Origin of the sequence: Sphingomonas sp. 67-41, assembly GCF_001899725.1 — a bacterium.
In the GTDB taxonomy this organism is placed as follows: domain Bacteria; phylum Pseudomonadota; class Alphaproteobacteria; order Sphingomonadales; family Sphingomonadaceae; genus Sphingomonas; species Sphingomonas leidyi.
In genome coordinates this window covers 133837-160663 of sequence record NZ_MKWJ01000013.1, presented here as the reverse complement: position 1 = coordinate 160663, position 26827 = coordinate 133837, and the positions used below count along the sequence as shown (strand labels likewise).

Sequence of the window (26827 nt, the reverse complement as noted above, 5' to 3'; positions counted from 1 at the left end):
TGTGCAACCCTGCCCACAAGGGCACGATGATAACCCCGGACTCCAGTTATGACTGGAGGAGTTTTGGGGAGCACGTCAGCTGCCACAGCGCTTCGATCCGCGTAGCGCGGTGTTCAATCGGGTTGTCGGAACGCATTATCGGTGCCCGGTCTCCAACTATATATTGTTTGGCCCCTTCTATGGCTGCCCGCTGAATCTTCCGACCCGCAATGTGGAGGACGCGGACTTGGCCTTGATCGGCAATTCGCATGCGCAGATGTACGCGCCGGCGATCGAGCGGGCGCTAGTCAAGCGCGGGATGCACCGCCTGCTCGTTCCGGCAAGCGGCTGCGCGCCGATCGTCGAGTACAATATTTCCGGCGAGTGCCTGGCGATGACTCGCGCGAATATCGATGCGGTGCTGGCGCTCAAGCGGACCAAGGTGGTTGTGATTGCCTTTGCGTGGGCGAAGATGAAGGACAACATGGTCGACCCGACGGGTAATGCCGTTGGTCAACTGAGCTGGGAGCAGATCCGAGCGAGCCTGCAGGCGACGATCGATCGTTTCGAGAAAGCCGGGAAGCAAGTGATCCTCGTGGGTCCGATTCCGCGTCCCGGTTATGACGTGGCGAGCGTAGTGAGTCGCGAGATCGCATTCGGTGCGCGCAGCCTTTCGCCCCTCGAGCAGACCCGCGCCGAGTTCGACAGCCAGTTCGGCGACGCCGAGGCTTGGACTCGTAACCAGCCGGGTGGCAGCATTGCGATATTGCCGTCGACCAAGTTCTGTGATGCGCGGCATTGTGGCTTCCTCGTCGACGGGGAGCCCGTCTACGCGGATGACAATCATCTGTCGGTCTACGCGATGCCCCTTTTTTCAGGACCTGTTCGGCGTGGCGATCGATGCGGCGCGAGGCAAGGTCGTCAGCGCCGCTCCGCCCGCGCGGGGGCGTTGACTTCCGCTCGCACCCGTCGGCTTACGGATAGGGCTATCCTCGCGCGGCGCGCGCGTCGTGCGGGGTGAGCGATGAAGTGCTGGATACTGGCGCGGAGATACGGGTCGCGCGCCCGAGCAGGTCGAGCAATACCCAGATGCGTTGGCCCGGTGCGACCTTTTCGACGGTTCCGATGAAGTCCGCAAAGGGACCAGTGAGCAGTCGCACCCTCTCGCCGGGCTGCGGCGATTCCGGCTCGAATCTGCCATCGGCGTCGCACGATTCCCTCAGGCTGGTGATCAGCGCATCGGGAATCGGCGATGGGCGCGCGTCGCCGAACTGGACGAGTCGGGCAATGCCAAGCGTGCCGTTGATGCTTCGCCACGCCGCGGCCGTTGAATGAGCGAGCACGAATAGATAGCCTGGGAAGAGCGGACGCAGTTCCTTGGCAAAGCCGTTTCGCATGCGGCGCGTACGTACTTGCCGCGGAATAAATGTCTCGAAATCCTGGCGCCGGAGATTCAACTCGGCGATGGCCAATGCGTTCGGCTTGGCCTGCGCGAGATACCAGCACTTGTCCTTTGGTGCTTCGCTGGTATCGGTCATGTTGGCTCCGTTCAAAGATGAACGATCTAGTGCGGGGCGGGCGGGCGGTCAAACCCGCGGCTGCGCATACGATAGCGTTTCCATGCGAAAACCGGGCGCCGTAACAGCAGATTTTCCTTGATGGCCCGCAGGCGCCGGGCTAATGGCGTTCATGCGTGAACGCTCCTGAATTCCATTCGTTTGCGCAGGCACTGGCCGGACGTGATTCCGATGCCAGTGCGGTAGCCATTCGAAGCGAGCGGAATCCACCATGGCTGGCGCCCGCCAGGATCACAATCGTGAGGACGTGCGCTTCCGCGTACTCCGTCTGCTAGAAGAGCATCCTGAGTACAGCCAGCGCGACATTGCTCACGCGCTTGGCGTCAGCCTTGGCAGCGTGAACTACTGTCTGGGCGCGCTCATCGAGATGGGGCACGTAAAGCTCGGAAATTTCCGTAGTTCGAGCAATAAGCTGCGCTACATGTACGTGCTCACGCCCAAAGGGATATCCGAGAAAGTTTCACTCACCAGCCGGTTCCTGCAGCGCAAGCTCGCCGAATATGAGGCATTGCGCGCAGAGATCGAGGCGCTAACGGGCTCCCTTAATAATCCACCTCACTCGGTCCGGCGCCCTTCAGGGGGCGGGCGCTCGCACCAGGCCAATCGGGAAGATTAATGCTCAACGGAAAATCCATCCTGATCACTGGCGGCACCGGCTCGTTCGGTAAGGCGTTCGTCAAGACGGTGCTTGAGCGCTATCCGGATGTACGTCGGCTGGTCATCTATTCGCGCGACGAGCTCAAGCAGTTTGAGATGGCGCAGACATTTTCTGAGCAGAAGTATCCGGCGCTTCGCTACTTCATCGGCGATGTTCGCGACGAACCGCGCCTGCGCCGGGCGCTGGAGGGAATAGACATCGTCGTCCACGCGGCGGCGCTCAAGCAAGTGCCGGCGGCGGAATATAACCCGTTCGAGTGCATCAAGACCAACGTCCTCGGCGCGCAGAATCTTATCGAGGCCTGCCTTGATTCGCAGGTCGAGCGGCTCGTCGCCCTGTCGACCGACAAGGCGGCTGCTCCAATCAACCTCTACGGCGCGACCAAGCTCTGTTCGGACAAGCTCTTCATCGCGGCGAACAATATCCAGGGCGCGCGCGGCATCCGCTTCAGCGTGGTCCGCTATGGCAACGTGATGGGTAGTCGCGGCTCGGTGATTCCGTTCTTCCTTGCGCGCAAGGACGATGGCGTCTTGCCGATCACCGATCCACGCATGACCCGCTTCAACATCTCGCTCCAGGAGGGTGTGGATATGGTGCTGTGGTCGATCGAGCATGCGGAGGGCGGCGAGTTGCTGGTGCCGAAGATTCCGTCCTATCGTATCGGCGACGTGGCGACCGCGATCGCTCCCGATGCTCGTCAGGAAATGATCGGCATCCGTCCGGGCGAGAAGATCCACGAGGAGATGATCACTTCCTCGGACAGCTTCAACACCGTGGACCTCGGTGACTATTACGCGATCCTGCCGGTGTCGGCGAACTACTCCATCGAGGAATATTGCCAGCGCCGCGGCGGTAAGCCGGTGGAGCCGGGCTTTGCGTATAGCAGCGGCACCAATCCCGATTTCCTCTCGGTCGAACAAATCCGCGAGCTGATCGACGAACATGTTGTCGGCAAGACGATCGACTGACCCAGCTGCGGGAGGCGCCAGTGTCGATTATTCCATATAGCTGCCAGAACATCAGCGACGAAGATATCGCCGCGGTCGAGGCAGTGCTGCGATCGGATTTCCTCACACAAGGGCCCACGGGCCCCGCTTTCGAGGCCGCTTTCGGCGAGCGACACAAGGTGAAACACGCCATTGCGGTGTCGAATGCTACGGCGGCATTGCACATCGGGTGTCTCGCGCTCGGCGTCGGTGCGGGTTCCCTCGTCTGGACCAGCCCGAACAGCTTCCTGGCTTCGGCCAATTGCGCGCTATATTGTGGCGCAGATGTCGATTTTGTCGACATAGACCCATTCACGCGCAACATGTCGGTGGCGGCGCTGGCGGAGAAGCTTGCGGCGGCGGACAAGTCGGGGCGCCTGCCGACGGTGGTAGTACCCGTCGATTTCGCGGGCTTTGCGGTCGATCTCAAGGAGATGCGCGAACTCGCCGACCAGTATGGCTTCAAGATCCTTGAGGATGCCAGCCATGCCACCGGCGCCTCCTATCTCGGCGAACCCATAGGGAGCGCCTGGGCCGATGCGACGGTGTTCAGCTTCCACGCGGTCAAGATCGTCACCACGGCGGAGGGTGGGCTGATTACCACCAACGACGACGTCCTCGCGCGCAAGATCCGGCTGCTGCGATCGCACGGCATGACGCGCGACACGGAGCAGATGGAAGGCGCATCTGAAGGCGACTGGTATTATGAGCAGGTTGCCCTTGGCTATAATTACCGTCTGACCGACATGCAGTCTGCACTCGGCTTGTCCCAGTTATCGCGCCTCGATGAGTGGCGCCGCCGCCGGGTTGAACTTGCCGACCGTTACGATCAGCTCTTCGCCGGTATGCCGCTGAAGCTTCCCGCGCGCGCGCAGGATAGGGAGTCCGCTTGGCACCTATATGTGATCGAGCTCTCCGATCAGGTCACGGCCACGCGCGCCGATGTTTTCTCCGGGATGCGTGCGGCGGGAATCGGCGTGAACGTTCATTATATTCCGATCCACACGCAGCCGCAGTATCGCCGATTCGGCTTCAGGCGCGGTGACTTCATCAATGCTGAGCGCTACTATGACCGGGCCATATCTATTCCGCTCTTCCCCGCAATGACCCACGAGCAGCAGCAGTTTGTCGTCGACACATTGGGCGGGTTGCTGGGATGAAGGCCGCGATCATCCCCGCACGCGGCGGAAGCAAACGAATCCCCCGCAAGAATATCAAGCCTTTTGCCGGCAAGCCGATGATTGGCCATGCGATCCAGGCGGCGTTTGCCTCGCAGCAGTTCGATCGAGTCATCGTAACCACGGATGACGAGCAGATTGCGGAGATCGCTGAGCATTACGGCGCTGAGCTGCCCTTTCGCCGCCCGGCGGAACTTGCGGATGACCATACGCCCACGGTGCCGGTGATCCAGCACGCGATCACGCTATGCAACGATCTCGGCTGGGGCTTGACGCACGCTTGCTGCATCTATCCGGGCGTGCCGTTCATCCGAGCCGCGGATATAGCGGCCGCGTTCGAGTTGCTCGAAGCGCAGGGCGGCGCTGGATATACGTTCCCCGTCACGGGTTTCCCGTCTCCTATCCAGCGCGCGTTGAAGCGCGACGGGAACGGCGTGATCGAGCCGTTCAGCCCGCAATATGTCAACACGCGGACCCAGGATCTCGAGCCCGCCTATTTCGATGCCGGCCAATTCTATTGGGGGCGCACGGAAACATGGCTGGCCGGGCTCAGCATCCATGCCAATGGCCGTGCAATCATGCTCCCCGAATGGCGCGTAGTCGACATCGACACGACGGCGGACTGGGAGCGCGCCGAGATTCTCTATCGCGCCTTGGCCGGGGTCGCCGAGGAGTGAAGGTAGTGATCCGGACCGATGCCTCTCGGGCAATCGGCACGGGCCATGTCCGGCGGAGCCTCGCTCTGGCCCATGCGCTACGCGAGTTGGGGGCGGAGGTGCGGTTCGTCACGCGCGATCTCGGCGCGGACGCTGGATCGATCATCGGCCAGGCAGGCTTCCCCGTGCTGCAGCTGCCGGCGCGGAACGAACCGGTTCCGCCCTCCGCAGTACCGCATGCCGCTTGGGCCGAGGTCAGCATCGAGCGCGATGTGATGGATACTGCGGAGGTTCTGCGTGCCGAGAGGCCCGACTGGGTGGTCCTCGACCATTACGCCTTTGACGCTGTCTGGCACAACGCGATTCGCGCGGAACTGGGCAGCCGTATCGCAGTGATCGACGATCTTGCCGATCGGATGCTTTCCGCGGATCTGATCGTGGATCACAATTTCGCGCCTGATCACCGCGTCAAATATGAGGGCCGCGCGGCACGTGAGAGCATATTGCTCGGTGGGCCGCGATACGCATTGCTCGGCCCCGCATTCGCGCAGGCAGAGCGCTATGCGTCGCAAGATCCGCCGGCCAGTATCGGCGTGTTCCTGGGCGGTGTCGACAGCGACAATGCGTCAGCCGTTGTTCTGAACGCGATCGATCGTGCCGGTTTCAAAGGGCCCGTCGAAATCGTGTCGACTTCGGTCAATCCGAACCTGACTGCGCTACAGACAGTTGCGGCGGCACGTCCCGGGACCTCGGTGCGCACCGATCTTCCCGATCTGACGGGATTCTTCGCGCGGCACAGCCTTCAGGTAGGTGCCGGCGGCGGCGCCACTTGGGAGCGCTGCTGCATAGGCGCGCCCACGGTGTTGCTTGTGTTGGCCGAGAATCAGTTGGCTGTGGTTCCGGCACTGGTCGCCGAGAACATAGTCGTCTCGCCGGAGCCGCTTGGGACGCGCGATGTGGACGCCGTGGCCGCCGCGATCCGCGCGCTATTGGATGACGCGACGCGCCGAAGCGTGATGTCCGAGCGCGCACGGGCTCTAGTCGATGGTCATGGCGCGCGCCGCGTCGCATTGCGAATGCTGGCGGAAGGGGTCACGGTGAGGGCCGCAGTTCGCGACGATGCGGAGCGCATGTATCGCTGGCGCAATCACCCGGCAACGCGTTTGGTCTCACGTAATGTCGGCGAGATCACCTGGAGTAATCACCTCGCCTGGCTGGATCGAGTGTTGGACGACCCCGGCAAGAAGCTAATGATCGGCATGGTCGGTACGCTGCCCATCGGTGTGATCCGATTTGACCGTCTCGATACATCGCGGGCCGAGGTGTCGCTCTACCTGGATCCGATGCTTCACGGCCTGGGGCTGGGGAGCAATATGCTTCGGGCAGCTGAAGCCGTGGTTGACGATGATCTCGACATTCTGGCCGAGGTGGCCGAAGGGAATGGGGGGTCCGCCCGGATGTTCGAATCGGCGGAATATGCGCGCATCGACGTCACCCGTTGGATCAAACCGGCCAAGGGCCGCGTGCAGGCAAAGCGAGCAGGATGATGAAAATCGGGGATCGAGAAGTCGGGGCAAATGCACGTCCCTATCTGATTGCGGAGATGTCAGGCAATCACAACCAGTCGCTCGAACGTGCGCTCGAGATCGTCGATGCCGCGGCGGCGGCGGGCGCGGATGCGGTGAAGCTTCAGACCTATACTGCGGATACGATGACGCTGAACCTGCGCGCGCCGGGTTTCGTGATCGAGGACCAGAACAGCCTGTGGGCCGGTCGTCAACTTTGGGAACTCTACGACGAGGCGCATACGCCGTGGGAGTGGCACAAGCCGATAATCGATCGGGCCACGAGTCACGGAATGCATTGCTTTTCCAGCCCCTTCGACGAGACGGCCGTGGACTTTCTCGATGACCTCGGCGTTCCCGCCTTCAAGATCGCGTCATTCGAGATGACCGACCTCCCGTTGATCCGCAAGGTCGCGCGTACGGGCAAACCGATGATCATTTCGACCGGCATGGGCTCGGTCGCCGAGATCGATGAGGCAGTGCGCACCGCGAAGGAAGCGGGCAACGACCAGATTATCCTCCTGAAGTGTACCAGTACGTATCCGGCCACTCCGGAGAACACCAATATCTCAACGATCCCGAACATGCGCGAAGCGTTCGGTGTCGATGTGGGGCTGTCCGACCATACTATGGGCTGCGGCGTCGCGGTTGCCGCAGTGGCGCTCGGCGGCGTGCTGGTAGAGAAGCACTTCACCCTGCGCCGTGCCGATGGGGGAGTCGATTCGACCTTCTCACTCGAGCCCCACGAGTTCGCGGCATTGCGTGAGGAGACCGAGCGCGCATGGCAATCTCTCGGCCAGGTTACTTATGGGGGCACCAAGGCTGAGGAGAAGTCGCGTGCGTTCCGACGCTCGCTCTACATTTCGAAGGATATGGTCGCGGGGGAGACACTGACGTCCGAGACGCTGCGCATTATCCGGCCTGGCTTCGGATTGCCTCCGAAATTCTACGATCAGATGCTTGGCAAGCGCGTCAAGCGCGCGCTGACTGCCGGCACGCCGGTCGATTGGGATATTATTGCCTGAGCGACGCGGGTGCATGAAGTTCTGATCATTGGGTGCGGGTTGATCGCGGGCGGATTCGATGCGGATCGCGCACCGGATGCCCTGCCTTTCACGCATGCCGGAGCGTTCGCGCGGTGTCCGGCCTTCACGGTCACGGCGTGCGTCGATCCGGATGCCGAGCGTCGTTCAGCGTTCCAAGCCCGCTGGAATGTCTCCGAAGGGGGAGCCGATCTTGCGGCGCTCGCGCAGCCAGGGCGCTTCGCCGTGATCAGCATTTGCTCACCCACGGAGTTGCACCGTGCGCATATGGAGCAGGCGCTGACATTGCGGCCCAAGGTGATCTTCTGCGAGAAGCCAGTCGCCAAGACGTCGGCGGAGACTCGCGCGCTTGCGGAACTCTGCAGCGCCCAGGGGGTGTTGCTTGCCGTGAACTATACTCGCCGCTGGGATCCCGCGGTGGTGCGCCTGGCAAGGGAACTCCGTAGCGGCGATTGGGGCAGGGTGCGCTCGGCCTCGGGAATATACACCAAGGGCGTCGTACATAATGGCGGCCACATGATCGACCTGCTCCGATTGCTGCTTGGGGAGGTTGACCTGATCGCGAGCGGGGCGCCCGTCTATGATTTCTGGAACGACGATCCCAGCGTGCCGGCGATGCTTGCAAGTCGAGAAGGGGTGCCGATACTGCTCTCGCTCGGGGACGCGCGCGATTATGCGGTGTTCGAACTTACGCTAGTGACCGAGCGGGGGACGGTGACCATGCTCGACGGTGGGCGCGCCTGGTCCGTGCGAGAAGCGGCTGCGAGTGGTGTCTTCGCCGGCTATCGTGCCCTTGAGCCGGCCGTGAGACGCGAGGGGGAGTATGACGCGTCGATGCTGGCTGCAGTGGCGAATCTCGCTGAGGCCATAGACGACGGCCGTACGCTGGCCAGCCACGCGGGCAATGCGCTTGCCGCCCAGATTCTGTGTGAAACCATCCGCGATGCCGCAATCGACGGCGCCGGCAATCCGCAAAGGACAAAGCAATGACTCTCGCCATCAACGGCGGAATGCCCGCGATTCCCCGGCTACTCGAGCCTTTTCGTTCGATGGGAGAAGAAGAGGTCGAGGCTGCGGCCAAGGTCGTGCGAACCGGCGTGCTTTCGGCCTTTATCGGTGCGCCTGGGGAATTCTTCCTCGGCGGCCCCGAGGTCCGCGCCTTCGAGAAGAAGGCCGCAGACTATTTCGGGGTCAGGCACGCGATCACCGTGAATAGCTGGACCTCCGGTCTGATCGCCGCGGTCGGTGCCATCGGCATAGAGCCGGGCGATGAAATCATCACCACCCCGTGGACGATGTCTGCCACGGCGATGGCGATTCTGCACTGGAACGCAATTCCCATTTTCGCCGATATCGACCGCCGAACCTTCAACCTCGATCCCGCCAGCGTCGAGAAACTGATCGGGCCGAACACCAGGGCGATCATGGCAGCGGACATTTTCGGTCAATCGGCGGACATGACCGCGCTAAGGCGGATTGCCGACAAGCACGGTTGCAAATTGCTGACCGATACGGCGCAGGCGCCTGGCTCGACGACGGGTAATCGTTTCACCGGTACGCTCGCGGACATTGGCGGCTTCAGCTTGAACTATCACAAGCACATCCATTGCGGCGAAGGGGGGGTGCTTGTGACCGATGACGATCGCATGGCCGAGCGGCTTCAACTGATCCGCAACCATGCCGAGTCGGTGATCAAGAGCGATGCCCCGGCGGATCTTGCCAATATGATCGGCTATAATTTCCGCATGGGCGAGATCGAGGCTGCAATCGCCTCCGTCCAGCTCGACAAGCTGGAGAGCCGGGTGAGGAGCCGCCAGCGCGCCGCCAGGCAGCTCGACGCGGGGCTGTCCGGCCTGAAGGGGTTGACCTTGCCACTGGTGGAACCCGATGGCACCCATGTCTACTATGTCTACGGCATGGAGTTGGACGTCGATGCGCTAGGCATTACCCGGCAGAAGGTAATCGATGCGCTTAGGGCCGAAGGCGTACCTGCGATCTTCGGCGGCTATCAGAATCTGCACCTGCTGCCGATTTTCACCCAGAAGATCGCCTATGGCACGCGGGGTTTCCCCTGGACACTCGCACAGCGTGAGATCGTTTACGGCCAGGGCACCTGCCCGGTCGCCGAGGAACTGCACGACAAGACATTCGTCGGCATCAATCTGTGCGCTTGTGAATATCATGCCGAGGATATCGAATTGATCGTTGCGGCCTTCCGCAAGGTGTGGAGCAATCTGGAGGCCCTCAGGGGGTGAGTGCCGAGGTCCATCTCGCCGGGAGCAAGGTCCGTATCGATGATTTCGTCGTTGCGGATCTTACCGATGCCTATGTGAGATGGCTCAACGATCCGCAGGTCGTGCGTTTCTCCAATCAGCGATTCCGCATGCATACTATCGACAGTTGCCGCGCCTATCTCGCCTCGTTCACCGGCAGCTCCAATAGCTTCCTGTCGATAAAGACGCTGGACGGGCGAGCGATCGGTACCATGTCGATCTATTGCTCCGTACCCCATGGCACCGCCGATATCGGGATCATGATCGGTGATCGCGGCTTCTGGAATGGCGGTTATGGGCAGGAGGCTTGGAACCTGATGGTGGAATGGCTGCTTGGCCGACCCAACATCCGCAAGGTCACTGCTGGGACGCTCGATTGCAATATCGGCATGATCCGATTGATGGAGCGATCGGGGATGGTGCTGGAGGGCGTGCGCCATCGCCAGGAACTGGTCGAAGGCGAGCCGCACGACGTCGTGTATTACGGACGTTTCGCCGATGAGGGACGGCAGGCATGATTTTCGGCGCGTTCGCCGATGCCGGGCGCATCGCGATCGTCGCCCATGATGCGGGTGCGGCCAACCATATCTTCTCCTGGATCGGGGGGGAAGGCGGCACTTATCGGGTGCTGGTTGAAGGGGTTGCCGCGCGGCTCTGGGTGCAGCGTTTCGGGACTGCGCCGGCGGAAATGATGCTCGACGCTGTGCTTAGGGATGTCGATTTCGTCGTTACCGGCACGGGCTGGGCAAGCGACCTCGAACATGCCGCTCGCAAGCAGGCGCGTGCGCTTGGCCTGCGAACGGCCGCGGTGGTGGATCATTGGGTAAACTATCGCGAACGCTTCGTGCGCGACGGCGAGGAAGTGCTTCCGGACGAGATCTGGGTGACCGACGAGTACGCGCTCGCCGAAGCCCGGCGTCGGCTGGACGGCGTTCCGATCGTGTTGAAGCCCAATTGGTATCTTGCCGAGCAAGTCGCCGCCGCCGGTCCGCCGGCAGTGCAAGGGGACCTGTTGTTCGTAGCTGAACCCGCGCGTGACGATTGGGGGCGGGGGAACGCCGGTGAGTTCCAGACGCTCGATTTTCTATGGGCCCATCGTGATGTGGCAGGGATCAATGCGGGGGTGGCGATGCGTATTCGCCCGCATCCTTCGGATCCGCCGGGCAAATATGATGCATGGATTGCCGCGCACCCGGGTAGCCGTCTGGATCATTCGCGAGACATGGGCGAGGCGCTCCGGAGTGCGCTTTGGGTGGCGGGGCTGCAATCCTACGCATTGGTGATCGCACTAGCCTCCGGGCGTCCGGCGATTTGCGCTCTCCCGCCTTGGGCACCCCCGAATCGTCTACCGCATACGGGGCTTCTTAAGCTCCGCGACGTGATAGGCGCCTCTGGAACGGAACCGCTTTGAACTGGATTTCCAGACGCCTCGCTTTATATGCGGCCTGCCTTGAATCGAGGCTAGACCATCGTTCCGGCCGCGCCCGCCGCCGCGCGGAGTTTTCTGCAATCTCGGACCCGAGCGGTTTTGCGCCGCCGATCCTTTGGGCGACTGACGTTCGATGAAATATTGTACTCGCTGCCTCCAGCCGGATACACGACCGAACACCAAGTTCACGCCGGAGGGCATCTGCCCTGCGTGTGATTATTTCGAGCGCCTGCAGGACGTCGATTGGCAGGAGCGCTACGAAATCCTCGAAGACCTACTTGCGACCTTCCCGCGCAGGCCTAGTCAATATTTCGACTGTATCATCGGCGTGTCCGGCGGCAAGGATTCCATGCGTCAGGCGCTGTGGGTGCGCGACAAGCTGGGCCTGCGGCCGTTGCTTGCGTGCCTCAGCTATCCTCCCGAGCAAGTGACTGAGCGCGGCGTCGATAATTTGTCGACGCTGATCGAGCACGGCTTCGATGTCGTCGTGGCCGCTCCCGCTCCGCAGACTTGGCGCAAGTTGATGCGCGCCTCGTTCGATCGCTTCACCAACTGGGCGCGCTCGACGGAGCTCGCCCTGTTCAGCTCCGTTCCCCAGCTGGCAATCCGCTACAACATTCCCTTGATCCTCTGGGGTGAGAATCCGGGCCTTCAGCTCGGGGATCTAAAAACGCTGGGCCGCACCGGCTATGACGGCAATAACCTGCGGTACATGAACACGCTTTCGGGCGGCGGCCTTGATTGGATGCTCGAGAGCGCTGAGCTCAAGACGATGATTCCCTATCAATATCCCAGTCCCGAGGATTTCGAACGGCACGGACTCCAGATCGTCTACTTGGGCTGGTTCCTCGGTGACTGGTCGCTCACAAACAACGGGCTCTATTCCACGGCGAATGGCCTAAGAACTCGCGAGGATATGGTAGAGAATACCGGTGACCTTCGCGGTGTTACCTCACTCGATGAGGATTGGGTGACGCTCAACCAGATGATAAAATACTATAAGTTCGGCTTCGGCCGCGTTACTGATTATTGTAATGAAGAAATTCGTCATGGAAATTTGAGTAGAGATGCGGGTATTGAACTAGTAACGGAATATGACGACAGTTGCTCCCCTGATTATATCGCCGCATTTTCCGAGTATATCGGGATTCGTGTGGATGATTTCTGGCGGCAGGTTCATGCTTCCGTGAATCGCGAACTCTTCAACATTCGCCCCAATGGCCGGATCGAGCGCAAGTACCAAGTCGGGGTGGGGCTGTGATCCCGCGCAAGACGATCGGTATCGTCGATTATGGCGTGGGCAATCACGCATCGGTTTGGCGCGCGCTGCATGGCCTCGGCTATCGATGCAGGGTGAGCGCCGAACCGGCGGTGCTCGATGATACTGACCTGCTCGTGCTGCCGGGTGTCGGAGCTTTCGGCGCCGCGATGGAAGCACTTCACCGCCACGACTTGGTTGAATATCTTCGTGGCCAGTCGAGTTCCGGAAAGCCGTTCATTGGCCTGTGTCTGGGAATGCAGCTGCTCGCCGACGTGTCGCTCGAGCACGGGCTTACCGCGGGCCTCGGGCTGATTCCGGGACAAGTCGTGCCTTTCGACCAAGCACGCTGGCACATTGGCTGGAACTCGATCGAAGTCGTCGGAAATGACCCAATATTCCGTCCCTCCGACGGCAAGTCGATGTACTTCAACCACAGTTATGTCTTCCAGGCCGCGCCGGAATACCAGGCTTGCCTTGCGCGGCTCGACAGCGCCTTCCCGGTCGGCGTGCGCCGAGGCAACTTGGTTGGCCTCCAGTTTCATCCGGAGAAGAGCCAAGGGGCGGGCCATATGATGTTGAAGAACGTCGTCGAAGGGCTTTGCGCATGATCCAGAAGCGCCTCATCGGTGTCGTGACCGTCAGGGACGGCTGGGCGGTCCAGTCTTTCGGCTATGGCCGTTACCTGCCGCTGGGTCGGCCCGAGATACTCGTCGAAAACCTCGATCGTTGGGGAGCGGACGAAATTCTGCTTCAAGTGATCGATGCCACGCGTCAGGGGCGGGGCCCCGACATGGCGCTGCTTGAGCAGATCGGTAAGCGCGGGCTATCGACGCCGTTGATCTATGCCGGGGGAGTACGCAGCGCCGCGGATGCCGTGGCCATAGTGGCCGCCGCCGCCGACCGCGTCGTGGTCGATGCATTGATCCGCGACAACGCGAGCGAAGTGATCAAGGCCGGGGAGCAATTGGGCAACCAGGCGATGATCGGCTCGCTTCCTCTCTCCATCGAACACGGTGCAGTTCGGTGGTTTGACTATCGAACCCGCACGAGCGAACCGATGAGCGAAGAGTTGCTCGAATTGCTCGAAGCAGGCGTGCTTTCCGAGGCTCTGGTCATCGACTGGAAGCATGAAGGGCAGCCAGGCGGCTTCGATCACGCGCTGCTCGACGCCTTGCCCAAGGGGGTGCCGGTGATCGCTTTCGGTGGACTGTCGAGTGCGCCGCAGCTCGTTCAGGCGCTTAAGATGCCGCACGTCGTCGCAGTCGCGGTCGGCAATTTCTTGTCCTACCGGGAACATGCGATCCAGGCCTTCAAGGCCGAGCTCCTAGGCGTGCCGCTGCGTCCCGCCGCCTATCAGCAGACGCTTCACGCCTGAGGGTCATGATCAACATGCAAGCCTGCAAACGCTGTCTCTACACCACCTATCATGCGCTGGGGCTTACCCTCGACGAGGAGGGCATCTGTTCGGGTTGCCGAATCCACGAAGAGAAGGATCGGCTTGATTTCAACGCGCGCTGGCTCAAGCTGCTCGATATCGTTGCCCCCTATAGGGCGAAAAGCGGCACGACCTATGATTGCATCGTGCCTGTCAGCGGGGCGCACGATTCGCACTGGATTGTCCACATCGTGAAGGAGCGGCTGGGCCTCAATCCGCTCCTCGTTACCTACAACAAATATTTCAACACTCCGCTCGGCATCCGCAACCTTGCCAATCTCCGGATCAAGTTCGACTGCGATATTCTCATCCAGAACGTCAATCCGCAGTCGGTGAGGCGGATTACCAGGACCACGCTCCGTCAGTTCGGTAGCATATACTGGCCTTGCCTGGCCGGGCAGACCGTATTTCCGGTGCAGACCGCGGTGCGTTATCAGGTCCCCCTCATCATCTGGGGCGCGCACCAGGGCCTCGAGCAGGTTGGGATGTTCAGCCACGAGCATGAAGTCGAGATGACGCGGCGATACCGGAAGGACCATGACCTGATGGGGCATGAAGCCGACGATCTGCTCTCGACCTTCGACACGCTCAAGGAAGAGCATGTCTGGCAATATCGCTATCCCGACGATATGGAGCTAAGCAGCGTCGGCGTGCGTGGTATCTATTTGGGTAATTATGTCCGTTGGGACCCCAAGGTCCAGCATGAAAAGATGGTCGCGACGCACGGTTATAAGGGCGCGCGTTTCGCGCGTACTTTCGACACCTACGACTATGTCGATTGCTTCAACTATATGGATCTGCATGACCATCTTAAGATGGTGAAGCACGGTTATTCGAAAGTTACGGATCACGCGTGTCGTGAGATCCGGCACGGCCGACTGACCCGGGACGAGGGCCTTGCGCTGGTTCGCGCACATGAAGAGGCGCCGCTTCAGCATCTGGGCAAATTCTTGGAATGGCTGGGTATCGACGAAAGCGGGCTCCGCTACATCGCTGGTGAGCACCGGAACGCACGCGTATGGGCCGAGGTGAAGCCGGGCCGTTGGATGCGCTGCGCTACGCCCGAGGCGCCCGAGATGGATGCTGCCGCGGTCGAGAGGCGCCTCGATTTCCTGGCGGACAGCGAGCTCGACTACACGGGCGTCGGGTCCTATATCACCATTGGGAAGGGCTATCCGTTGTGAGCTGGGGCGGACCTATGAGGGCGGTTGCTCGCCATGCCTGAAGGTGTCCGGCGCTGCAGCGCTGTCGCGTTCGTCGATTTCTGGCTCGACGAATTCCGCAAGACGCGTGACAAGAACCAGACCATGGTCGATGCGTTCTCGCGGCGCGTGGCCGACGAGTTTGGCGTTGATATCGCCTCCCAGCCCGCAGCTCCGGAAGAGGGCCAGGGCTGGCTCGCGGGGGCGGGCAAGATCACTGTCTCGCGCATCCTGTGTCAGCTCCTGTTGCAGGGGCGGAGCCTTGCGCGCCTTTTGGGCGGCATTGAGCCGGGGAAGCGCAACGTCCTGATTGTCGCCGATACGCGCCGGCTCGATTTGTCGGGTGGCGGCGCCAGGCTTCACGAAAGCCTGGCGCCGATTTCCGCTTCGGAGGACTATGACTGGTTCGCCGACCGCATCGCCGCGGCGCAGCGGCGCCTGATCTTCACGCCCAACCTCTTCGTCGAAGACGCTCCAACGACGCGGGAACTCGCAAGGATCGGCTATCTGGGCATCGCGGCCCTGCCATTTCTGGCTCCGTTGACGGTGTTGCGGCACGTGGCAAGGTTGTTTCGTCGAACGGGCGGGGGGCTCAACCGTGGCAATCTGCGCTGGTGCCTGATGGCCGCGCTTGTGGATGCCCTTTTTGAAAAGGGGCGGATCGGCGAATGCATTCTCCTGACCAGCAATTCCTTTGTGGTCGAACTCGTGCGTTGGCGCTCTGTCATGCGAGAGGGCGCGGGTGACACTGTTGAGGTCATGCATGGGGTGCCCACGCGCGAACTGCTGGACTATTACGCCGCTATGGCAGCATTCGCCGAACGGAACGGCGCGGCCGGCCGCATGCGTTTCGCGCCGACGGTGCCTGCGGTGATGGTCAACTGGACAAGCCTGAACGAGCCGCTCGATTTTGCGATCAACACGAAGCTGCGCGACTTCACTACGCGGACAAGCGAGGAAGCAGTCCGCGGACAGGTCTCGCCGGCGGTCGGCAGAAAGTATCGCGTCGCGATCAACGGCGGTGCCAGCGAACCTACACCTTATTTCGAAACGCATCTCTTCAAGATCGAATGGGCATTGGTCGAGGCGATCCGGCGCTTCGCCGGGGCGCATGACGTCGAGATCGAGATCGGTTACTCGATCCATCCGGCGCATGCGAAATCTGGCCTCGCCGCTGAATTTCCTGGCAAGCTTGCCGTCGATACGCTCCTTGACCAGTCCATATATACTTGGCTGGGATATGATCTCTGCGTCTCCCTGCTGTCGAGCAGCATCTGGGACGCTCGCTATTTGGGAACTCCAACCTTCATCGCCGTGGCCGAGCGCGATGGGCTCTACTCTGCCGAGTTGCTCGCTGGCGGCGACTATGTATCCGCGAATGTGACTACGCTTGAGGCGTTGGAGACGTCGCTCTCGCATATGGTCGAACGCGATCCCGTCGGGAACGAAGAAATTTCACGCCGTATTGCGCGGTTGTACGGGCGCGATGCCCGGCAGTCTGATCAAATGCCCGAAGCCGCGGGCATGGGTGAGGCGGCAATGGAAGGGCCTCAGCACTGATGGAAAAACAGAGCAATTCGTTCGGGACGCGGATGCTGCTTCTCTATCTGCTCTCGGCATATTTCTTGCCGGCATGCGGGCTGTTCCTGCTCGATTTCGAATCGGGAATCTATCGAAGCCCAGCGCTCAATCTGCCGGAACTCCTCTACGGCCTTCTGCTCTTTGCCGTAATCATATTGCTGTCATTCGACCGGTCACCAAAGTGGCGATTTCGTATTCCTCCCATAAATCCTCCACATTTTCTTTTGGAGGTCGGCCCCCTGCTCGGGCTCATTGGTGTGACGGCGATCGGATTCGTCGAGGGATTGTCGCGTTGGCGATATAGCGCAACCGGCTTGTCCGAGAATTTGAGCATGTCGTCGATTGTGTACGTGATATCGCCGTCGATCTTCGAGATTCTACTTTTCTTTGAGGTGTTCTACGTTCGGGATCTTCCGGAAAAACGATTGCAGCGACGCATTATTGTTCTGCTTCTCTCGGCGGGGTTGGCGCTGACGGCGAGCGGTATTGGACCTGCGCTGGTGGTGGCGGTTGCCCTCCTCTACGCAATTTTCCCTGCGCAGTTTCGCGTGTTGATTTTCAAGGATTACTCGTCCCCCGGCGTGGGCGTCGGGGCGAAGCTGGGGGTGATCCCGATGGTCGGAGCCGCACTGGCGAGCCTGGTCATCGCGTTCGTGATCGGAGAGCAGATCAAGACCGGATCCGATGCCGCTGGAGTCGCCAGCTACTGGGGAGATCTCGGATTCCGCGATTATGCGGGCTATTTGCTCGAGCGTTTCTCGACGGCATGGATTTCGCTTCGCGTCGCGCTGGCGGACTACACGACCACCAGTTGGAGCGAGGTTGGCGCCAATCTCTGGGCGCCAATCGGGAACTTCCTTTTCCGCCTCGACCTGCTGACCGGCGGTGCCATGGGTTTTCAGCGTCCATACGAAGGGTCGCTGATGCGCGTGAACTACGAGTTAATCACCTTGAATCCGATCAACGAGCGGGAGGGCACCAGCCCGGGATTGATTGGCGGGTTCGTCATCGCGTTTCCGATGCCGTTCTCGCTCATCGCACTGGCGGGCTATACGTATTTCATGCGGACGATGTTCAACTATCTGGGTGCTGCGTTTCTTGGCGCACCCACCTGGATAGGATCATGCTTGGCTCTATATTTTTTCTATTCCTTGTTCGCTTCACCTATAGATTACTTCTTGATCTTCGACAATGGGTTCATCTCGTTCGTTGGTTATATGGGTCTCGCTCTTTTCATTCGATCCCGTTTCAGGAAGGCCTTTCCCAATGCCCGTAGTTGATCCTTCGCTTGACTTGGCTCGCATTCATTCCGAAGTGGATGAAAAGGGTTTTTCACTGCTCCCTGCCTATCTCGACGACGGTTTCTGCGCTCCGGTTCGGCGTTTCATCGACGATTTCGATACGGCGCGGAGCGAGGTCAACTATGGTGGTAGCGAAAAGCGCGTGTGGATGGCGCACGAGAAGGACGCTGCGATTGCCGGGTTTCGGGGCTTTGCCGACGAGTTGCTCAGCCGGATTTACGGCAAGGAGATTATCAGCCGCGATACACTGGCGATTCGAAACCTGCCCGTTGAACAGACTTTGGAGCTGATCAAAGGGCGCTGGCATCTCGATTCGTTGCGCACCCAGGTAAAGGTATTCGCCTTCCTGACCGAAGTCACCGAACGCAGTGGTCCGCTGGAAGTCATTCCCGGCACGCATCGCGGTGGCTTCAAGGCGCTGCACGTCATCGACGGCCATCTTCTCAAGCTCTCCGATTTCCGGGGAAATACCCGCAAGTACCAGAAGCTCGACGATATCTGGGTCGATCGTATCGCCAGGGCCTCGGGCGGCGAGAAGCCCTTCATCTGCCCTGCTGGAACCGTGGCGATAGTCGATACTTCGGCGATCCATCGTGCCCGGCCCTGCCTCGAGGCCAACAGGTACGCGCTTACAAGCTATTATGACCACTTCTAGGCTGGGCGAGCTCTCCTATCTTGCCGGACGGGCCGCGTCGTTGGGATCGCGGCCCGCCTATCTGCTGATCTGCAATCATTTCTTCGGCAATGCCGTCGCGACGATTCTGGCCTCGGTGATCCTCGTTGCGGCGATGCTCAATGCAGTCGCCGGCGTTGATTCGCACCGCATCTACTATGCGCGGCACTTCGGGGACGCGCCGGGTTCGGCGGCGCGTGCCTATGGGCGCTACATCTTCGCCCAATTGCTGGTCGGCCTGACGGGCTGCTGCGTCTGCATTGGCTATTTCGTGTTCGTTGAGCGCAGCGCGTGGCTGGCGCTTGCTGCTGCCGGCTTCGTCGCCACCGAGCGGCTAGCGGACGAAACGCTGCGCTACATGCTTTTCCAGCGCGCGCGCGCCCATTGGGGGCGGCTGATGATCGTCCGGATCGGTGCACAGATGGTGTTGATCGGGCTGGTGGTGCTTGCGCGTCCTTCGGTGGAGGCGGCTGCATGCTTCGCGTTGGCGATGCTCGCTGGCAACCTCGTCGCTTTCGGTCGCAGCATCCCGTTCGGGTTTCTGCGGCGCACCTTCGCGCGACCCTGGCTGGTCGGTGGTCATGTCCGCGCCGCGATCCGGCTGATCCTGAATAGCGGCATCATCTGGGTGCTTTCGCTGGCGACGATGTTCAGCGGCTATCTCGATCGCCTCATTGTGCTGGCGGCGTCGAAGACGGACCTCGCGATTTTCAGCCTGATCGTCGCGTCACTGTCGATCGTGCAGACTGCGATCGACTACTTCTACTTCAGTCAGCACCGCCGCGAGTTCCTTGAGGGCCGGATTAGTTTCTTTGCCGCGATCCGTTCGCGCGCCTATCAGTTCGTCATTGCCGGTTCGCTTGCGGTCGGACTGACGCTCACTGCAGTTAACATCCTGCTATATCGTGGCGCGCCGCACGTGCCGATCGTTGCCATTGTATTCGTAGCGCTGATCCAGGTGACGATCGGCACCAGCCTGATCGTCCGCGAGATTGCCTATTGGAACAATCAGCTCAAGGCGATCCTGCGTGTCGAGATCATCTTCTTTGCTGCGATCGGACTGATTTTCGCAACGCTGTATTTGGCCAAACTCCACTATGTCTGGCTATTGCCGCCCGCCGCGGCGAGCCTCTTGCTGCGACTGGTCCTGTTCGCGCGAATCAAGCACGAGCGCATACCGATTTCGTGAGAATCGCGCGGCAAAGCGCTCCGCTAGGGTCTCGTCATTCGTGTCGCGAGACGCTACCAGCGCGGATCGCGAGGCGGATCGAGCAGGTGCCCTGGCGGAAGCGGTGCAAGGAGGAGTTAAGGTGGAAGACAATCTGATCTGGTGCCGCAGTGAGATCCTGCGCCAGAGCAAGGCCATGGTGCCTGTCCTTTCGCCGATGGCGCAGTTCGGGCTCAATGTGTTCGAAGGTATCCGTGCCTATTGGAACATGTCGGAGAGCCAACTCTATGCCTTTCGCCTCGATGAGCATCTGCGGCGCCTCATGGATTCATGCCGCCTGATCCGGATCGAGCCGCCACACCAGCCTGCCGAGATCACCCGCTTCTTTCGCGATACGATCAAGGCGAACGACTTTCGCTGCGACACCGCGATCCGGATGACTGTGTTCGGCGACGGGGAGGGAACCTGGAACAGCAGCGAACCCGTCTCGATGTTTATCGCGCCGATCGCGCGTGAACGCACGTCGATCGCGGGCCTGCAAGGCAAGGCAGCCTGCGTTTCGTCCTGGGAGCGGATCAGCGACAATGTCATGCCGCCCAGGATCAAGGTTGGTGCCAATTATATCAACGGCCGTTATGCCCATCTCCAAGCGCAGAGAGATGGTTATGACCTGCCGATCTTCCTCGGACGCGACCGGAAGGTCTCCGAGGGGGCGGGTGCCTGCTTGTTCATGGTGCGCGGTGGCACGTTGATCACGCCGAGCCTGACGTCGTCGGTGCTCGAGAGCATCACGCGGGCTACGATCATCGAGATGGCGCGCGCAAGCGGCCTTGTGGTTGAAGAGCGCTCGGTCGATCGAACCGAACTTTATCTTGCAGATGAGCTCTTCCTCTGCGGTAGCGCCGCCGAAATCACGCCGATTACTTCGGTCGATCGGTTCATCCTGGGCAATGGCGAGCCCGGCGTGATCACGGTCGGGCTACTCGAGGAATATCATGCCATTGCCTCGGGTATAGATCCGCGTTTCCCTGAATGGCGCACTCCGATCTATTGAACCGTTGGGCCCGTTGTTATCGTCTTTGAGAGTCCGAACTGCATGAAACTCACCCGCAGCCTATTGGATAGGATCGCCGTCGAGCACGGGTCTGCCTTCTACATGCTCGACCCTGAGCGGTTCGAGGAGAATTTCACCAGGCTAACCGTCGCCTTCCGGGCCTATTATCCGAAGACGACGATCGCCTACTCCTACAAGACCAACTATATTCCGCGCTTCTGCCAGATCGTCGACCGGCTCGGCGGTTTCGCCGAGGTCGTGTCGAGCATGGAAGTTGAGGTCGCCGCACGTGCGGGCATCGATCCGCCCAAGGTGTTCTTCAACGGCCCGTTCAAGGAAATCGAGCATATCGAGGGCGTCCTTACGAGCGGGGGCGTGGTCAACGCGGACTCGCTCGAGGAATTGAAGCTGATCCTGCAGGTTGCGAAGGCGCATCCTGAGCAGCAGCTCCGTATCGGACTGCGCCTGAATTTCGACGTCGAAGACGGCGTCCTATCCCGCTTCGGCTTCGATGCCGGCGGCGACGAGTTTCGTGTCGCGCGCGAATGGATCGCCGATGCATCCAATCTGCGGCTTATCGGCTTGCACTGCCATTTCGCTACCCGCAGCCTAGCGTGCTGGCAGAACCGAACTCGGGGCATGATCGAGATTCTCGACGGCTATCTCGACCAGGCCGCGGATTCGCTCGAATTTGTCAGCTTGGGGGGCGGCATGTATGGGCACATGCCCGACGACCTCAAGGCGCAGTTCCCGGTCCAGATCCCGGACTTCGCGGATTATGCGATTGCCGCGGCGAAACCCTTTGCCGAATTCTTCGCGCTTCGAGACACCCCCAATCCGCCTCTGCTGATCGTCGAACCGGGCACGGCGCTTGTGGCCGATGCCATGAAGTTCGTTGCCAAGGTGGTGAGCGTGAAGGACGTGCGGGGCAAGCCGATCGCGACGCTTGCCGGCAGCACCTACAACATCAATCCTACTCCCAACCGCAAGAACGTGCCGATCGAGATATTCCCCGATCCAGAGCGCACGGGGCCGCGTGATGCACTGGCGGCAGTCGATTTCGGCGGGTATACCTGCATCGAAGGTGACTATCTCTACCGCGGCTATCAAGGCGAGATCGCTCCGGGCGACTTCGTGGCGTTCGACGATGTCGGCTCCTATTCGGTGGTGATGAAGCCGCCCTTCATCCTGCCCAATGTCGCAATCCTGGAGTATGTGCCCGAGAGCGATGCGGTGAAGGTCATCAAGCGCCGCGAGACGTTTGACGACCTGTTCGCAACCTACAACTTCTGAGTGTTGCCATGACCACGCGCCTGCTCTTCCTGACCAAAGACCCCGAAATCGGCCGGATCGCCGAGCGTGCAGGTGTCGACTGGATCTTCGTCGACCTCGAATATCGTGGAAAATCCGATCGCCAGTCGGGGCGCGACACGGTGATCTCCGCGCATTCGATCGAGGATGTCGTGGCGATGCGCGCCGCCATCACTACCGCGCAGTTGCTCGTCCGGGTCAATCCGCTCGGTGAATGGTCGAGAGAGGAAATCGACGGCGCGATCGACGCGGGCGCCGATATCGTCATGCTGCCCTTTTTCACCACGCCGGGTGAGGTGGAGGCGTTCGTCACGATGGTTGGCGGGCGCGCAAAGGCCTGTCTGCTCGTCGAGACTATGGGTGCGGTCGATGCAATCGAAGAAATCCTGGCGGTGCCGGGAATCGATTTCATCCACATCGGCCTCAACGATATCCATATCGAACGGCAGACGCGTTTCATGTTCGAGCTGCTTGGCGATGGGACGCTGGATATGCTGGCGGCAAAGATCCGTCCAACCGGCATCCCGTTCGGCATCGGCGGGATGGCGCGGATCGGCGAGAAGATCCCCCCCGCGGAGGCGATCCTTGCCGAGCATCATCGGCTTGGCTCCACGGGCGTGATCCTGTCGCGAGCGTTCATCGCCGCCGCCAAGATCGATGATCTTTCCGAGATCGAGCGCTTGTTTGTCACGGGCGCGCGCGACATCCGCGAGACGGAGGCGCGGCTGGCCGTGGCCGATGCTTCTTTCTTCGAAGCCAATCGGATACGGACTCGCGAACAGATTTACCAAGTCGCCGAAGAGATAGGTCGCGCCAGGGCATGAGCGCGTTTGCTACCCCCAGCTTCGGTGATGTGGCGACGCGTGCGCTCGATATCGGCTTCGCCGTGTTTGCGCTTGTGCTCGCCTCGCCGATATTCTTGACGGTGGTGCCGCTGCTACGCTTCACGGGAGAGGGGGCGGTCTTCTATCGGCAGATCCGGATCGGAAGAGGCGGCAAACCGTTCGGTCTGCTCAAGTTCGCAACGATGGTGAAGAACGCCGCAAGCATCGGTTCTGGCGAGCTCACCTTGCCCAATGATACCCGTGTGCTCCCGGTTGGCCGCTTCCTGCGCAAGACCAAGCTCAACGAGCTTCCCCAGCTTATCAATATCCTGACCGGCGATCTCAGCCTGATCGGGCCCCGTCCGCAGACGCCGCACTATTTCGATGCCTTTCTGCCCGAGCAGCGCGCTTGCGTCGCCTCGGTTCGTCCCGGGCTGTCGGGTGCCGGTTCGGTGATTTTCCGTGACGAAGAGACGATCTTTACCAAGGTGCCCGATCCAGTCGCTTTCGATCATGACGTGATCATGCCGTACAAGGGCGAGATCGAATGCTGGTTCGTTGCGCACCGATCGACTGCTCTCTATTTCGAATTGATCCTGGCGACCGTGGGCGTAGTGCTGCTGCCCCGCGCCGGCTTTCACCGCCGCTTGCTGGCGCGTGTCCCGCAACCCCCCGCCACGCTGGCGGGCCTGCTCTGACTCTATCCGGAGTATTCCATGGATATCCTCAGCCTGCTCGGGCGATCCGAGTTCCTGTTCGAGCGCGATGTGGCGCGGCGCGAGGAGGAGATCCGCGATCTGGTTTCGAGCAGCCGTTTCCTTGTCATTGGGGGGGCGGGCTCGATCGGTCAGGCGACGGCACGCGAGATCTTCAAGCGTGATCCTAAGCTCCTCCATGTCGTCGACATCAGCGAGAACAACATGGTCGAGCTGGTGCGCGACATCCGCAGCACCATCGGATATGGCACCGGCACGTTTGAGACCTTCTCGATCGATTGCGGCGGCCGGGAGTTCGAAGCGCTGATGGCTGGCGGCGAGGGGTATGACTATGTCCTCAACCTCTCAGCGCTAAAGCACGTCCGTAGCGAGAAGGATCCCTTCACGCTACTCCGCCTCATCGAGGTGAACATCCTCAACACGATCAAGACGATCCATCTGACCCGCGATAAGGGCGCCAAACGTTATTTCTGCGTATCGACCGACAAGGCGGCCAACCCCGTGAACATGATGGGTGCGAGCAAGCGCATCATGGAGATGTTCCTGATGCGCGAGAGCGCGACCATGAACATCTCCATGGCCCGTTTCGCCAATGTCGCCTTCTCGGATGGATCGCTGCTCCACGGCTTCAACCAGCGCTTCGCCAAGCGGCAGCCGATCTCGGCGCCAAGCGACGTGCGCCGCTATTTCATCACGCCGCAGGAATCGGGCGAGTTGTGCATGATGTCGTGCCTGTTCGGCGGCAACCGCGACATTTTCTTCCCCAAGGAAAGCGAGGAGCTGCGGCTCACCACCTTCTCGGACATCGCGGTGCGTTTCGTCCGCTCCTATGGCTTTGAGCCCTATATGTGCGAAAGCGAGGACGAGGCGCGCCACCGCGCAGCCGAGTTGATCGCTGCCAAGCAGTGGCCCTGCTATTTCTTCAAGAGCGATACCACGGGGGAGAAGGACTTCGAGGAGTTCTTCACCGACAAGGAGGCGCTTGACTTCGACCGGTTCGCGAACATCGGCGTCATCGTGAACCCGGATGCGCACGACCCCGCCAAGCTCGATATGTTCCTCGCGGAGATTGCCGCGATCCGTACTTCCGTGACTTGGGACAAGCGGCGCGTCGTCGAGCTGTTCGAGGCGATGATCCCTGAGTTCGAGCATCTCGACAAAGGCAAGTATCTAGAATCGCGCATGTAAGGGGCCGATCCATGCAACGCTTCTTCGACATTCTGTTCTCGGGCGCGGCGCTGATCCTGCTCTCGCCGCTGCTAATCCCGCTCGTCATCGCCCTTCGGTTCACCGGAGAGGGGGAGATCTTCTACGCGCAGAAGCGGGTGGGGCGCTTCGGCACGTCGTTCAAACTCTACAAGTTCGCCACGATGCTGAAGAACAGCCCCTCGATCGGCACCGGTACCGTGACGGTAAGGAACGACCCGCGCGTGCTTCCGCTCGGCCGTTTTCTGCGCAAGACCAAAATCAACGAGCTCCCGCAGCTGATCAACATCCTGATCGGCGACATGAGCATTATCGGGCCGCGACCGCAGACCCAGCGCTGCTTCGATGCGTTCCCCGAGGAGCTGCGGCCGGTGATCGTCCAGGTTCGGCCGGGTCTCTCGGGAATTGGCTCACTGGTCTTCCGCAACGAGCAGGAGATGATGGACGGCCCGGACGCCGACCGGCTCTACGACGAAGTGATCATGCCTTATAAGGCGCTGCTCGAGCAGTGGTACGTCGCGCATCAGGGCGCAGGGACCTATTTCAAACTGATTCTACTGACAGCGTGGATGGTGCTCTTCCCGGAATCGCGGGCGGTATTGCAGTCCTTCCGCGATTTGCCCAAGCCGGACCCTGAAACGGCCAGGCTGTTGGCTTGGCCGGTTGCTATCGCCGCTTGAGCTCGAAGCGGCGTACGACGAACTCGATGCCTTCCTGACCATCGCCGCCGGTGACGACCAGCTCGACCATCTGGATACTGCAGCCGGCGGGGATCACGGGTTGTTCGCTCTTGCCGGCCTTGCTTGTCCAGATCGGCACCGCGGGCGCGCCTCGGTTGACGCAGCTCAGCTGCCAATAGGCGCTTGCCCTAGGCCCGGCGGCCAGGGACTCACGCACGTCGGTTGCGACATAGTTGCCGGGGGGCAGGAACAAGACCTTGCGGAGCACCGTTGCACTGGCGCCCGGTCCCGCTTGCACATGCGCATGACGGCCGTTCTCGGTTTCGCCCTGTTCGAACGTTACGCCGATCTGCGCAGTATCCATCGTCTGCCAAGCCAGCGGAATGAACCTTGCGTCAGTGGAGCGCACGTCGAGCGCCGTCGCCGTCAGCAACATGGGATCCGCACCAGACAAGGTCAGATAATAGGTGCGGGCGGTTTCATAGTCCCGCGCGGCCGAGAGGTCGCTGATCATGCGGCTCGACAGGGTACTTGCCAGCGTGATCCGCGCCCGCGAACGAGGCGGTGTCAGCAGGAGGTCGGCGACCAGTCCGGGGTGCGTGCCCTGGCTCAGCGCTTCGCGCAGAAACGCTTCGGTCCAGGGCCGATCGGCGCCGATATAGGGGCGGAGGGCCCGCCGAATCTCGCGGTCCTCGATCGCGGCACGCAGTATTGGAAACAGCAGGGCGGGGGCGTTCACCTTGGTGCGTAGCGCGCGATCATAGTGCACGAGTGCCGTTGCCGTGTCGCCGCCTTGCACGGCAGCCTCGATCAGCATGGCCTGAGTAAGTAGATCACGGCGTGTAACACGCTCGGAAAGTCGGGCAAGCGCCAGCGCGCCCGGCAGATCCGACCTCGCCTCCGCCGCCATTGCCAGGAACCGCAGTGCCGCCGGATTGAGCGGATCGTGGCGCAGCGAGGAGCGCGCGGTCGCCGCGACCTGGGGCCTGGTGGCGATTGCGGGGTTCTCCAGCATCGTTCGGTCGAGTAGATTGACTTCAGCCATGGCATCGGATCCGGGCAAGCGGATCG

General features: G+C 61.1%; 27 protein-coding genes. 25 read left to right on the top strand and 2 right to left on the bottom strand.

Going from position 1 to position 26827, the window contains the following annotated elements; genetic code table 11:
- Positions 1 to 109 precede the first annotated feature (109 nt).
- Entirely contained in the window at positions 110 to 1000 is an 891-nt protein-coding gene (locus BGP17_RS07760) for an SGNH hydrolase domain-containing protein (protein WP_286711578.1), read from the top strand.
- On the opposite strand, the gene nusG is transcribed toward BGP17_RS07760, so the two are convergent.
- Entirely contained in the window at positions 966 to 1517 is a 552-nt protein-coding gene (gene nusG / locus BGP17_RS07755; RefSeq protein WP_286711577.1) for a transcription termination/antitermination protein NusG, read from the bottom strand. The genes BGP17_RS07760 and nusG overlap by 35 nt on opposite strands.
- Positions 1518 to 1767: 250 nt before the next feature.
- Between nusG and BGP17_RS07750 the strand changes: the two genes are divergently transcribed.
- The 24 genes from BGP17_RS07750 to BGP17_RS07635 all read left to right on the top strand — a co-directional run bounded on the left by BGP17_RS07750 (position 1768) and on the right by BGP17_RS07635 (position 25756).
- Positions 1768 to 2172: a MarR family EPS-associated transcriptional regulator gene (locus BGP17_RS07750; protein ID WP_286711576.1), complete on the top strand. Its 405-nt coding sequence runs from the start codon at positions 1768 to 1770 to the stop codon at positions 2170 to 2172.
- A complete protein-coding gene (gene pseB / locus BGP17_RS07745; protein ID WP_286711575.1) occupies positions 2172 to 3182 on the top strand; it encodes a UDP-N-acetylglucosamine 4,6-dehydratase (inverting) in 1011 nt (336 codons plus the stop codon). Before BGP17_RS07750 ends, pseB begins: the two co-directional genes overlap by 1 nt.
- Positions 3183 to 3202: 20 nt before the next feature.
- The gene (pseC, locus tag BGP17_RS07740) at positions 3203 to 4360 is read left to right on the top strand and encodes a UDP-4-amino-4,6-dideoxy-N-acetyl-beta-L-altrosamine transaminase (protein WP_286711574.1); all 1158 of its coding nucleotides are present in this window, start codon (positions 3203 to 3205) and stop codon (positions 4358 to 4360) included.
- Positions 4357 to 5055, top strand: a complete 699-nt coding sequence (gene pseF / locus BGP17_RS07735; protein WP_286711573.1) for a pseudaminic acid cytidylyltransferase — start codon at positions 4357 to 4359, stop codon at positions 5053 to 5055. The genes pseC and pseF overlap by 4 nt, the downstream gene beginning before the upstream one ends.
- Before the next feature lie 5 nt (positions 5056 to 5060).
- On the top strand, positions 5061 to 6581 hold the full coding sequence (pseG, locus tag BGP17_RS07730) for a UDP-2,4-diacetamido-2,4,6-trideoxy-beta-L-altropyranose hydrolase (protein ID WP_286711572.1): 1521 nt from the start codon (positions 5061 to 5063) through the stop codon (positions 6579 to 6581).
- Complete coding sequence (pseI, locus tag BGP17_RS07725) at positions 6578 to 7624, top strand: pseudaminic acid synthase (RefSeq protein ID WP_286711571.1); 1047 nt, start codon at positions 6578 to 6580, stop codon at positions 7622 to 7624. Before pseG ends, pseI begins: the two co-directional genes overlap by 4 nt.
- A gap of 9 nt (positions 7625 to 7633) precedes the next feature.
- Positions 7634 to 8632, top strand: coding sequence for a Gfo/Idh/MocA family protein (locus BGP17_RS07720; protein ID WP_286711570.1), 999 nt, complete (start codon positions 7634 to 7636; stop codon positions 8630 to 8632).
- Positions 8629 to 9897, top strand: a complete 1269-nt coding sequence (locus BGP17_RS07715) for a DegT/DnrJ/EryC1/StrS family aminotransferase (RefSeq protein WP_286711569.1) — start codon at positions 8629 to 8631, stop codon at positions 9895 to 9897. The genes BGP17_RS07720 and BGP17_RS07715 overlap by 4 nt, the downstream gene beginning before the upstream one ends.
- On the top strand, positions 9894 to 10433 hold the full coding sequence (locus BGP17_RS07710) for a GNAT family N-acetyltransferase (RefSeq protein WP_286711568.1): 540 nt from the start codon (positions 9894 to 9896) through the stop codon (positions 10431 to 10433). The genes BGP17_RS07715 and BGP17_RS07710 overlap by 4 nt, the downstream gene beginning before the upstream one ends.
- Positions 10430 to 11326 (top strand): hypothetical protein, encoded by an 897-nt coding sequence (locus BGP17_RS07705; RefSeq protein WP_286711567.1) that lies wholly within the window; start codon positions 10430 to 10432, stop codon positions 11324 to 11326. Before BGP17_RS07710 ends, BGP17_RS07705 begins: the two co-directional genes overlap by 4 nt.
- 151 nt (positions 11327 to 11477) lie before the next feature.
- Positions 11478 to 12605 (top strand): N-acetyl sugar amidotransferase, encoded by a 1128-nt coding sequence (locus BGP17_RS07700; protein WP_286711566.1) that lies wholly within the window; start codon positions 11478 to 11480, stop codon positions 12603 to 12605.
- Positions 12602 to 13213: an imidazole glycerol phosphate synthase subunit HisH gene (gene hisH, locus BGP17_RS07695; protein WP_286711565.1), complete on the top strand. Its 612-nt coding sequence runs from the start codon at positions 12602 to 12604 to the stop codon at positions 13211 to 13213. The genes BGP17_RS07700 and hisH overlap by 4 nt, the downstream gene beginning before the upstream one ends.
- Positions 13210 to 13980 carry a HisA/HisF-related TIM barrel protein gene (locus tag BGP17_RS07690; protein WP_286711564.1) on the top strand — a complete coding sequence of 257 codons (771 nt, stop codon included), beginning with the start codon at positions 13210 to 13212 and terminating at the stop codon, positions 13978 to 13980. Before hisH ends, BGP17_RS07690 begins: the two co-directional genes overlap by 4 nt.
- A 5-nt stretch (positions 13981 to 13985) precedes the next feature.
- Positions 13986 to 15224 (top strand): N-acetyl sugar amidotransferase, encoded by a 1239-nt coding sequence (locus BGP17_RS07685; RefSeq protein WP_286711563.1) that lies wholly within the window; start codon positions 13986 to 13988, stop codon positions 15222 to 15224.
- A gap of 33 nt (positions 15225 to 15257) precedes the next feature.
- Positions 15258 to 16802 (top strand): hypothetical protein, encoded by a 1545-nt coding sequence (locus tag BGP17_RS07680; protein WP_286711562.1) that lies wholly within the window; start codon positions 15258 to 15260, stop codon positions 16800 to 16802.
- A gap of 32 nt (positions 16803 to 16834) precedes the next feature.
- The gene (locus tag BGP17_RS07675) at positions 16835 to 18103 is read left to right on the top strand and encodes a hypothetical protein (RefSeq protein WP_286711561.1); all 1269 of its coding nucleotides are present in this window, start codon (positions 16835 to 16837) and stop codon (positions 18101 to 18103) included.
- Positions 18090 to 18779 carry a phytanoyl-CoA dioxygenase family protein gene (locus tag BGP17_RS07670; protein ID WP_286711560.1) on the top strand — a complete coding sequence of 230 codons (690 nt, stop codon included), beginning with the start codon at positions 18090 to 18092 and terminating at the stop codon, positions 18777 to 18779. The genes BGP17_RS07675 and BGP17_RS07670 overlap by 14 nt, the downstream gene beginning before the upstream one ends.
- The gene (locus BGP17_RS07665; protein WP_286711559.1) at positions 18766 to 19986 is read left to right on the top strand and encodes a hypothetical protein; all 1221 of its coding nucleotides are present in this window, start codon (positions 18766 to 18768) and stop codon (positions 19984 to 19986) included. Before BGP17_RS07670 ends, BGP17_RS07665 begins: the two co-directional genes overlap by 14 nt.
- 121 nt (positions 19987 to 20107) lie before the next feature.
- A complete protein-coding gene (locus BGP17_RS07660; protein WP_286711558.1) occupies positions 20108 to 21019 on the top strand; it encodes an aminotransferase class IV in 912 nt (303 codons plus the stop codon).
- 42 nt (positions 21020 to 21061) lie between these two features.
- A complete protein-coding gene (locus BGP17_RS07655; RefSeq protein ID WP_286711557.1) occupies positions 21062 to 22312 on the top strand; it encodes a type III PLP-dependent enzyme domain-containing protein in 1251 nt (416 codons plus the stop codon).
- Positions 22313 to 22320: 8 nt separating this feature from the next.
- On the top strand, positions 22321 to 23154 hold the full coding sequence (locus BGP17_RS07650) for an aldolase/citrate lyase family protein (RefSeq protein WP_286711556.1): 834 nt from the start codon (positions 22321 to 22323) through the stop codon (positions 23152 to 23154).
- Positions 23151 to 23852, top strand: coding sequence for a sugar transferase (locus tag BGP17_RS07645; RefSeq protein ID WP_286711555.1), 702 nt, complete (start codon positions 23151 to 23153; stop codon positions 23850 to 23852). The genes BGP17_RS07650 and BGP17_RS07645 overlap by 4 nt, the downstream gene beginning before the upstream one ends.
- Positions 23853 to 23870: 18 nt before the next feature.
- Positions 23871 to 25058, top strand: a complete 1188-nt coding sequence (locus BGP17_RS07640) for a UDP-N-acetylglucosamine 4,6-dehydratase (protein WP_286711554.1) — start codon at positions 23871 to 23873, stop codon at positions 25056 to 25058.
- 11 nt (positions 25059 to 25069) lie between these two features.
- A complete protein-coding gene (locus BGP17_RS07635; protein WP_286711553.1) occupies positions 25070 to 25756 on the top strand; it encodes a sugar transferase in 687 nt (228 codons plus the stop codon).
- Here the strand turns inward: BGP17_RS07635 and BGP17_RS07630 are convergent.
- Positions 25743 to 26801 (bottom strand): tetratricopeptide repeat protein, encoded by a 1059-nt coding sequence (locus BGP17_RS07630; protein ID WP_286711552.1) that lies wholly within the window; start codon positions 26799 to 26801, stop codon positions 25743 to 25745. The two genes, BGP17_RS07635 and BGP17_RS07630, sit on opposite strands and share 14 nt — an antisense overlap.
- Between the last annotated feature and the right edge of the window lie 26 nt (positions 26802 to 26827).

What these genes read in the sequence shown, in the direction of transcription:
- nusG (WP_286711577.1), bottom strand. Translation starts at nt 1,517, where the DNA reads ATGACCGATACCAGCGAAGCACCAAAGGACAAGTGCTGGTATCTCGCG.
- BGP17_RS07750 (WP_286711576.1), top strand. Translation starts at nt 1,768, where the DNA reads ATGGCTGGCGCCCGCCAGGATCACAATCGTGAGGACGTGCGCTTCCGC.
- pseB (WP_286711575.1), top strand. Translation starts at nt 2,172, where the DNA reads ATGCTCAACGGAAAATCCATCCTGATCACTGGCGGCACCGGCTCGTTC.
- pseF (WP_286711573.1), top strand. Translation starts at nt 4,357, where the DNA reads ATGAAGGCCGCGATCATCCCCGCACGCGGCGGAAGCAAACGAATCCCC.
- pseI (WP_286711571.1), top strand. Translation starts at nt 6,578, where the DNA reads ATGATGAAAATCGGGGATCGAGAAGTCGGGGCAAATGCACGTCCCTAT.
- BGP17_RS07715 (WP_286711569.1), top strand. Translation starts at nt 8,629, where the DNA reads ATGACTCTCGCCATCAACGGCGGAATGCCCGCGATTCCCCGGCTACTC.
- BGP17_RS07705 (WP_286711567.1), top strand. Translation starts at nt 10,430, where the DNA reads ATGATTTTCGGCGCGTTCGCCGATGCCGGGCGCATCGCGATCGTCGCC.
- BGP17_RS07700 (WP_286711566.1), top strand. Translation starts at nt 11,478, where the DNA reads ATGAAATATTGTACTCGCTGCCTCCAGCCGGATACACGACCGAACACC.
- BGP17_RS07690 (WP_286711564.1), top strand. Translation starts at nt 13,210, where the DNA reads ATGATCCAGAAGCGCCTCATCGGTGTCGTGACCGTCAGGGACGGCTGG.
- BGP17_RS07685 (WP_286711563.1), top strand. Translation starts at nt 13,986, where the DNA reads ATGATCAACATGCAAGCCTGCAAACGCTGTCTCTACACCACCTATCAT.
- BGP17_RS07680 (WP_286711562.1), top strand. Translation starts at nt 15,258, where the DNA reads ATGCCTGAAGGTGTCCGGCGCTGCAGCGCTGTCGCGTTCGTCGATTTC.
- BGP17_RS07675 (WP_286711561.1), top strand. Translation starts at nt 16,835, where the DNA reads ATGCTGCTTCTCTATCTGCTCTCGGCATATTTCTTGCCGGCATGCGGG.
- BGP17_RS07670 (WP_286711560.1), top strand. Translation starts at nt 18,090, where the DNA reads ATGCCCGTAGTTGATCCTTCGCTTGACTTGGCTCGCATTCATTCCGAA.
- BGP17_RS07665 (WP_286711559.1), top strand. Translation starts at nt 18,766, where the DNA reads ATGACCACTTCTAGGCTGGGCGAGCTCTCCTATCTTGCCGGACGGGCC.
- BGP17_RS07655 (WP_286711557.1), top strand. Translation starts at nt 21,062, where the DNA reads ATGAAACTCACCCGCAGCCTATTGGATAGGATCGCCGTCGAGCACGGG.
- BGP17_RS07650 (WP_286711556.1), top strand. Translation starts at nt 22,321, where the DNA reads ATGACCACGCGCCTGCTCTTCCTGACCAAAGACCCCGAAATCGGCCGG.
- BGP17_RS07645 (WP_286711555.1), top strand. Translation starts at nt 23,151, where the DNA reads ATGAGCGCGTTTGCTACCCCCAGCTTCGGTGATGTGGCGACGCGTGCG.
- BGP17_RS07640 (WP_286711554.1), top strand. Translation starts at nt 23,871, where the DNA reads ATGGATATCCTCAGCCTGCTCGGGCGATCCGAGTTCCTGTTCGAGCGC.
- BGP17_RS07635 (WP_286711553.1), top strand. Translation starts at nt 25,070, where the DNA reads ATGCAACGCTTCTTCGACATTCTGTTCTCGGGCGCGGCGCTGATCCTG.
- BGP17_RS07630 (WP_286711552.1), bottom strand. Translation starts at nt 26,801, where the DNA reads ATGGCTGAAGTCAATCTACTCGACCGAACGATGCTGGAGAACCCCGCA.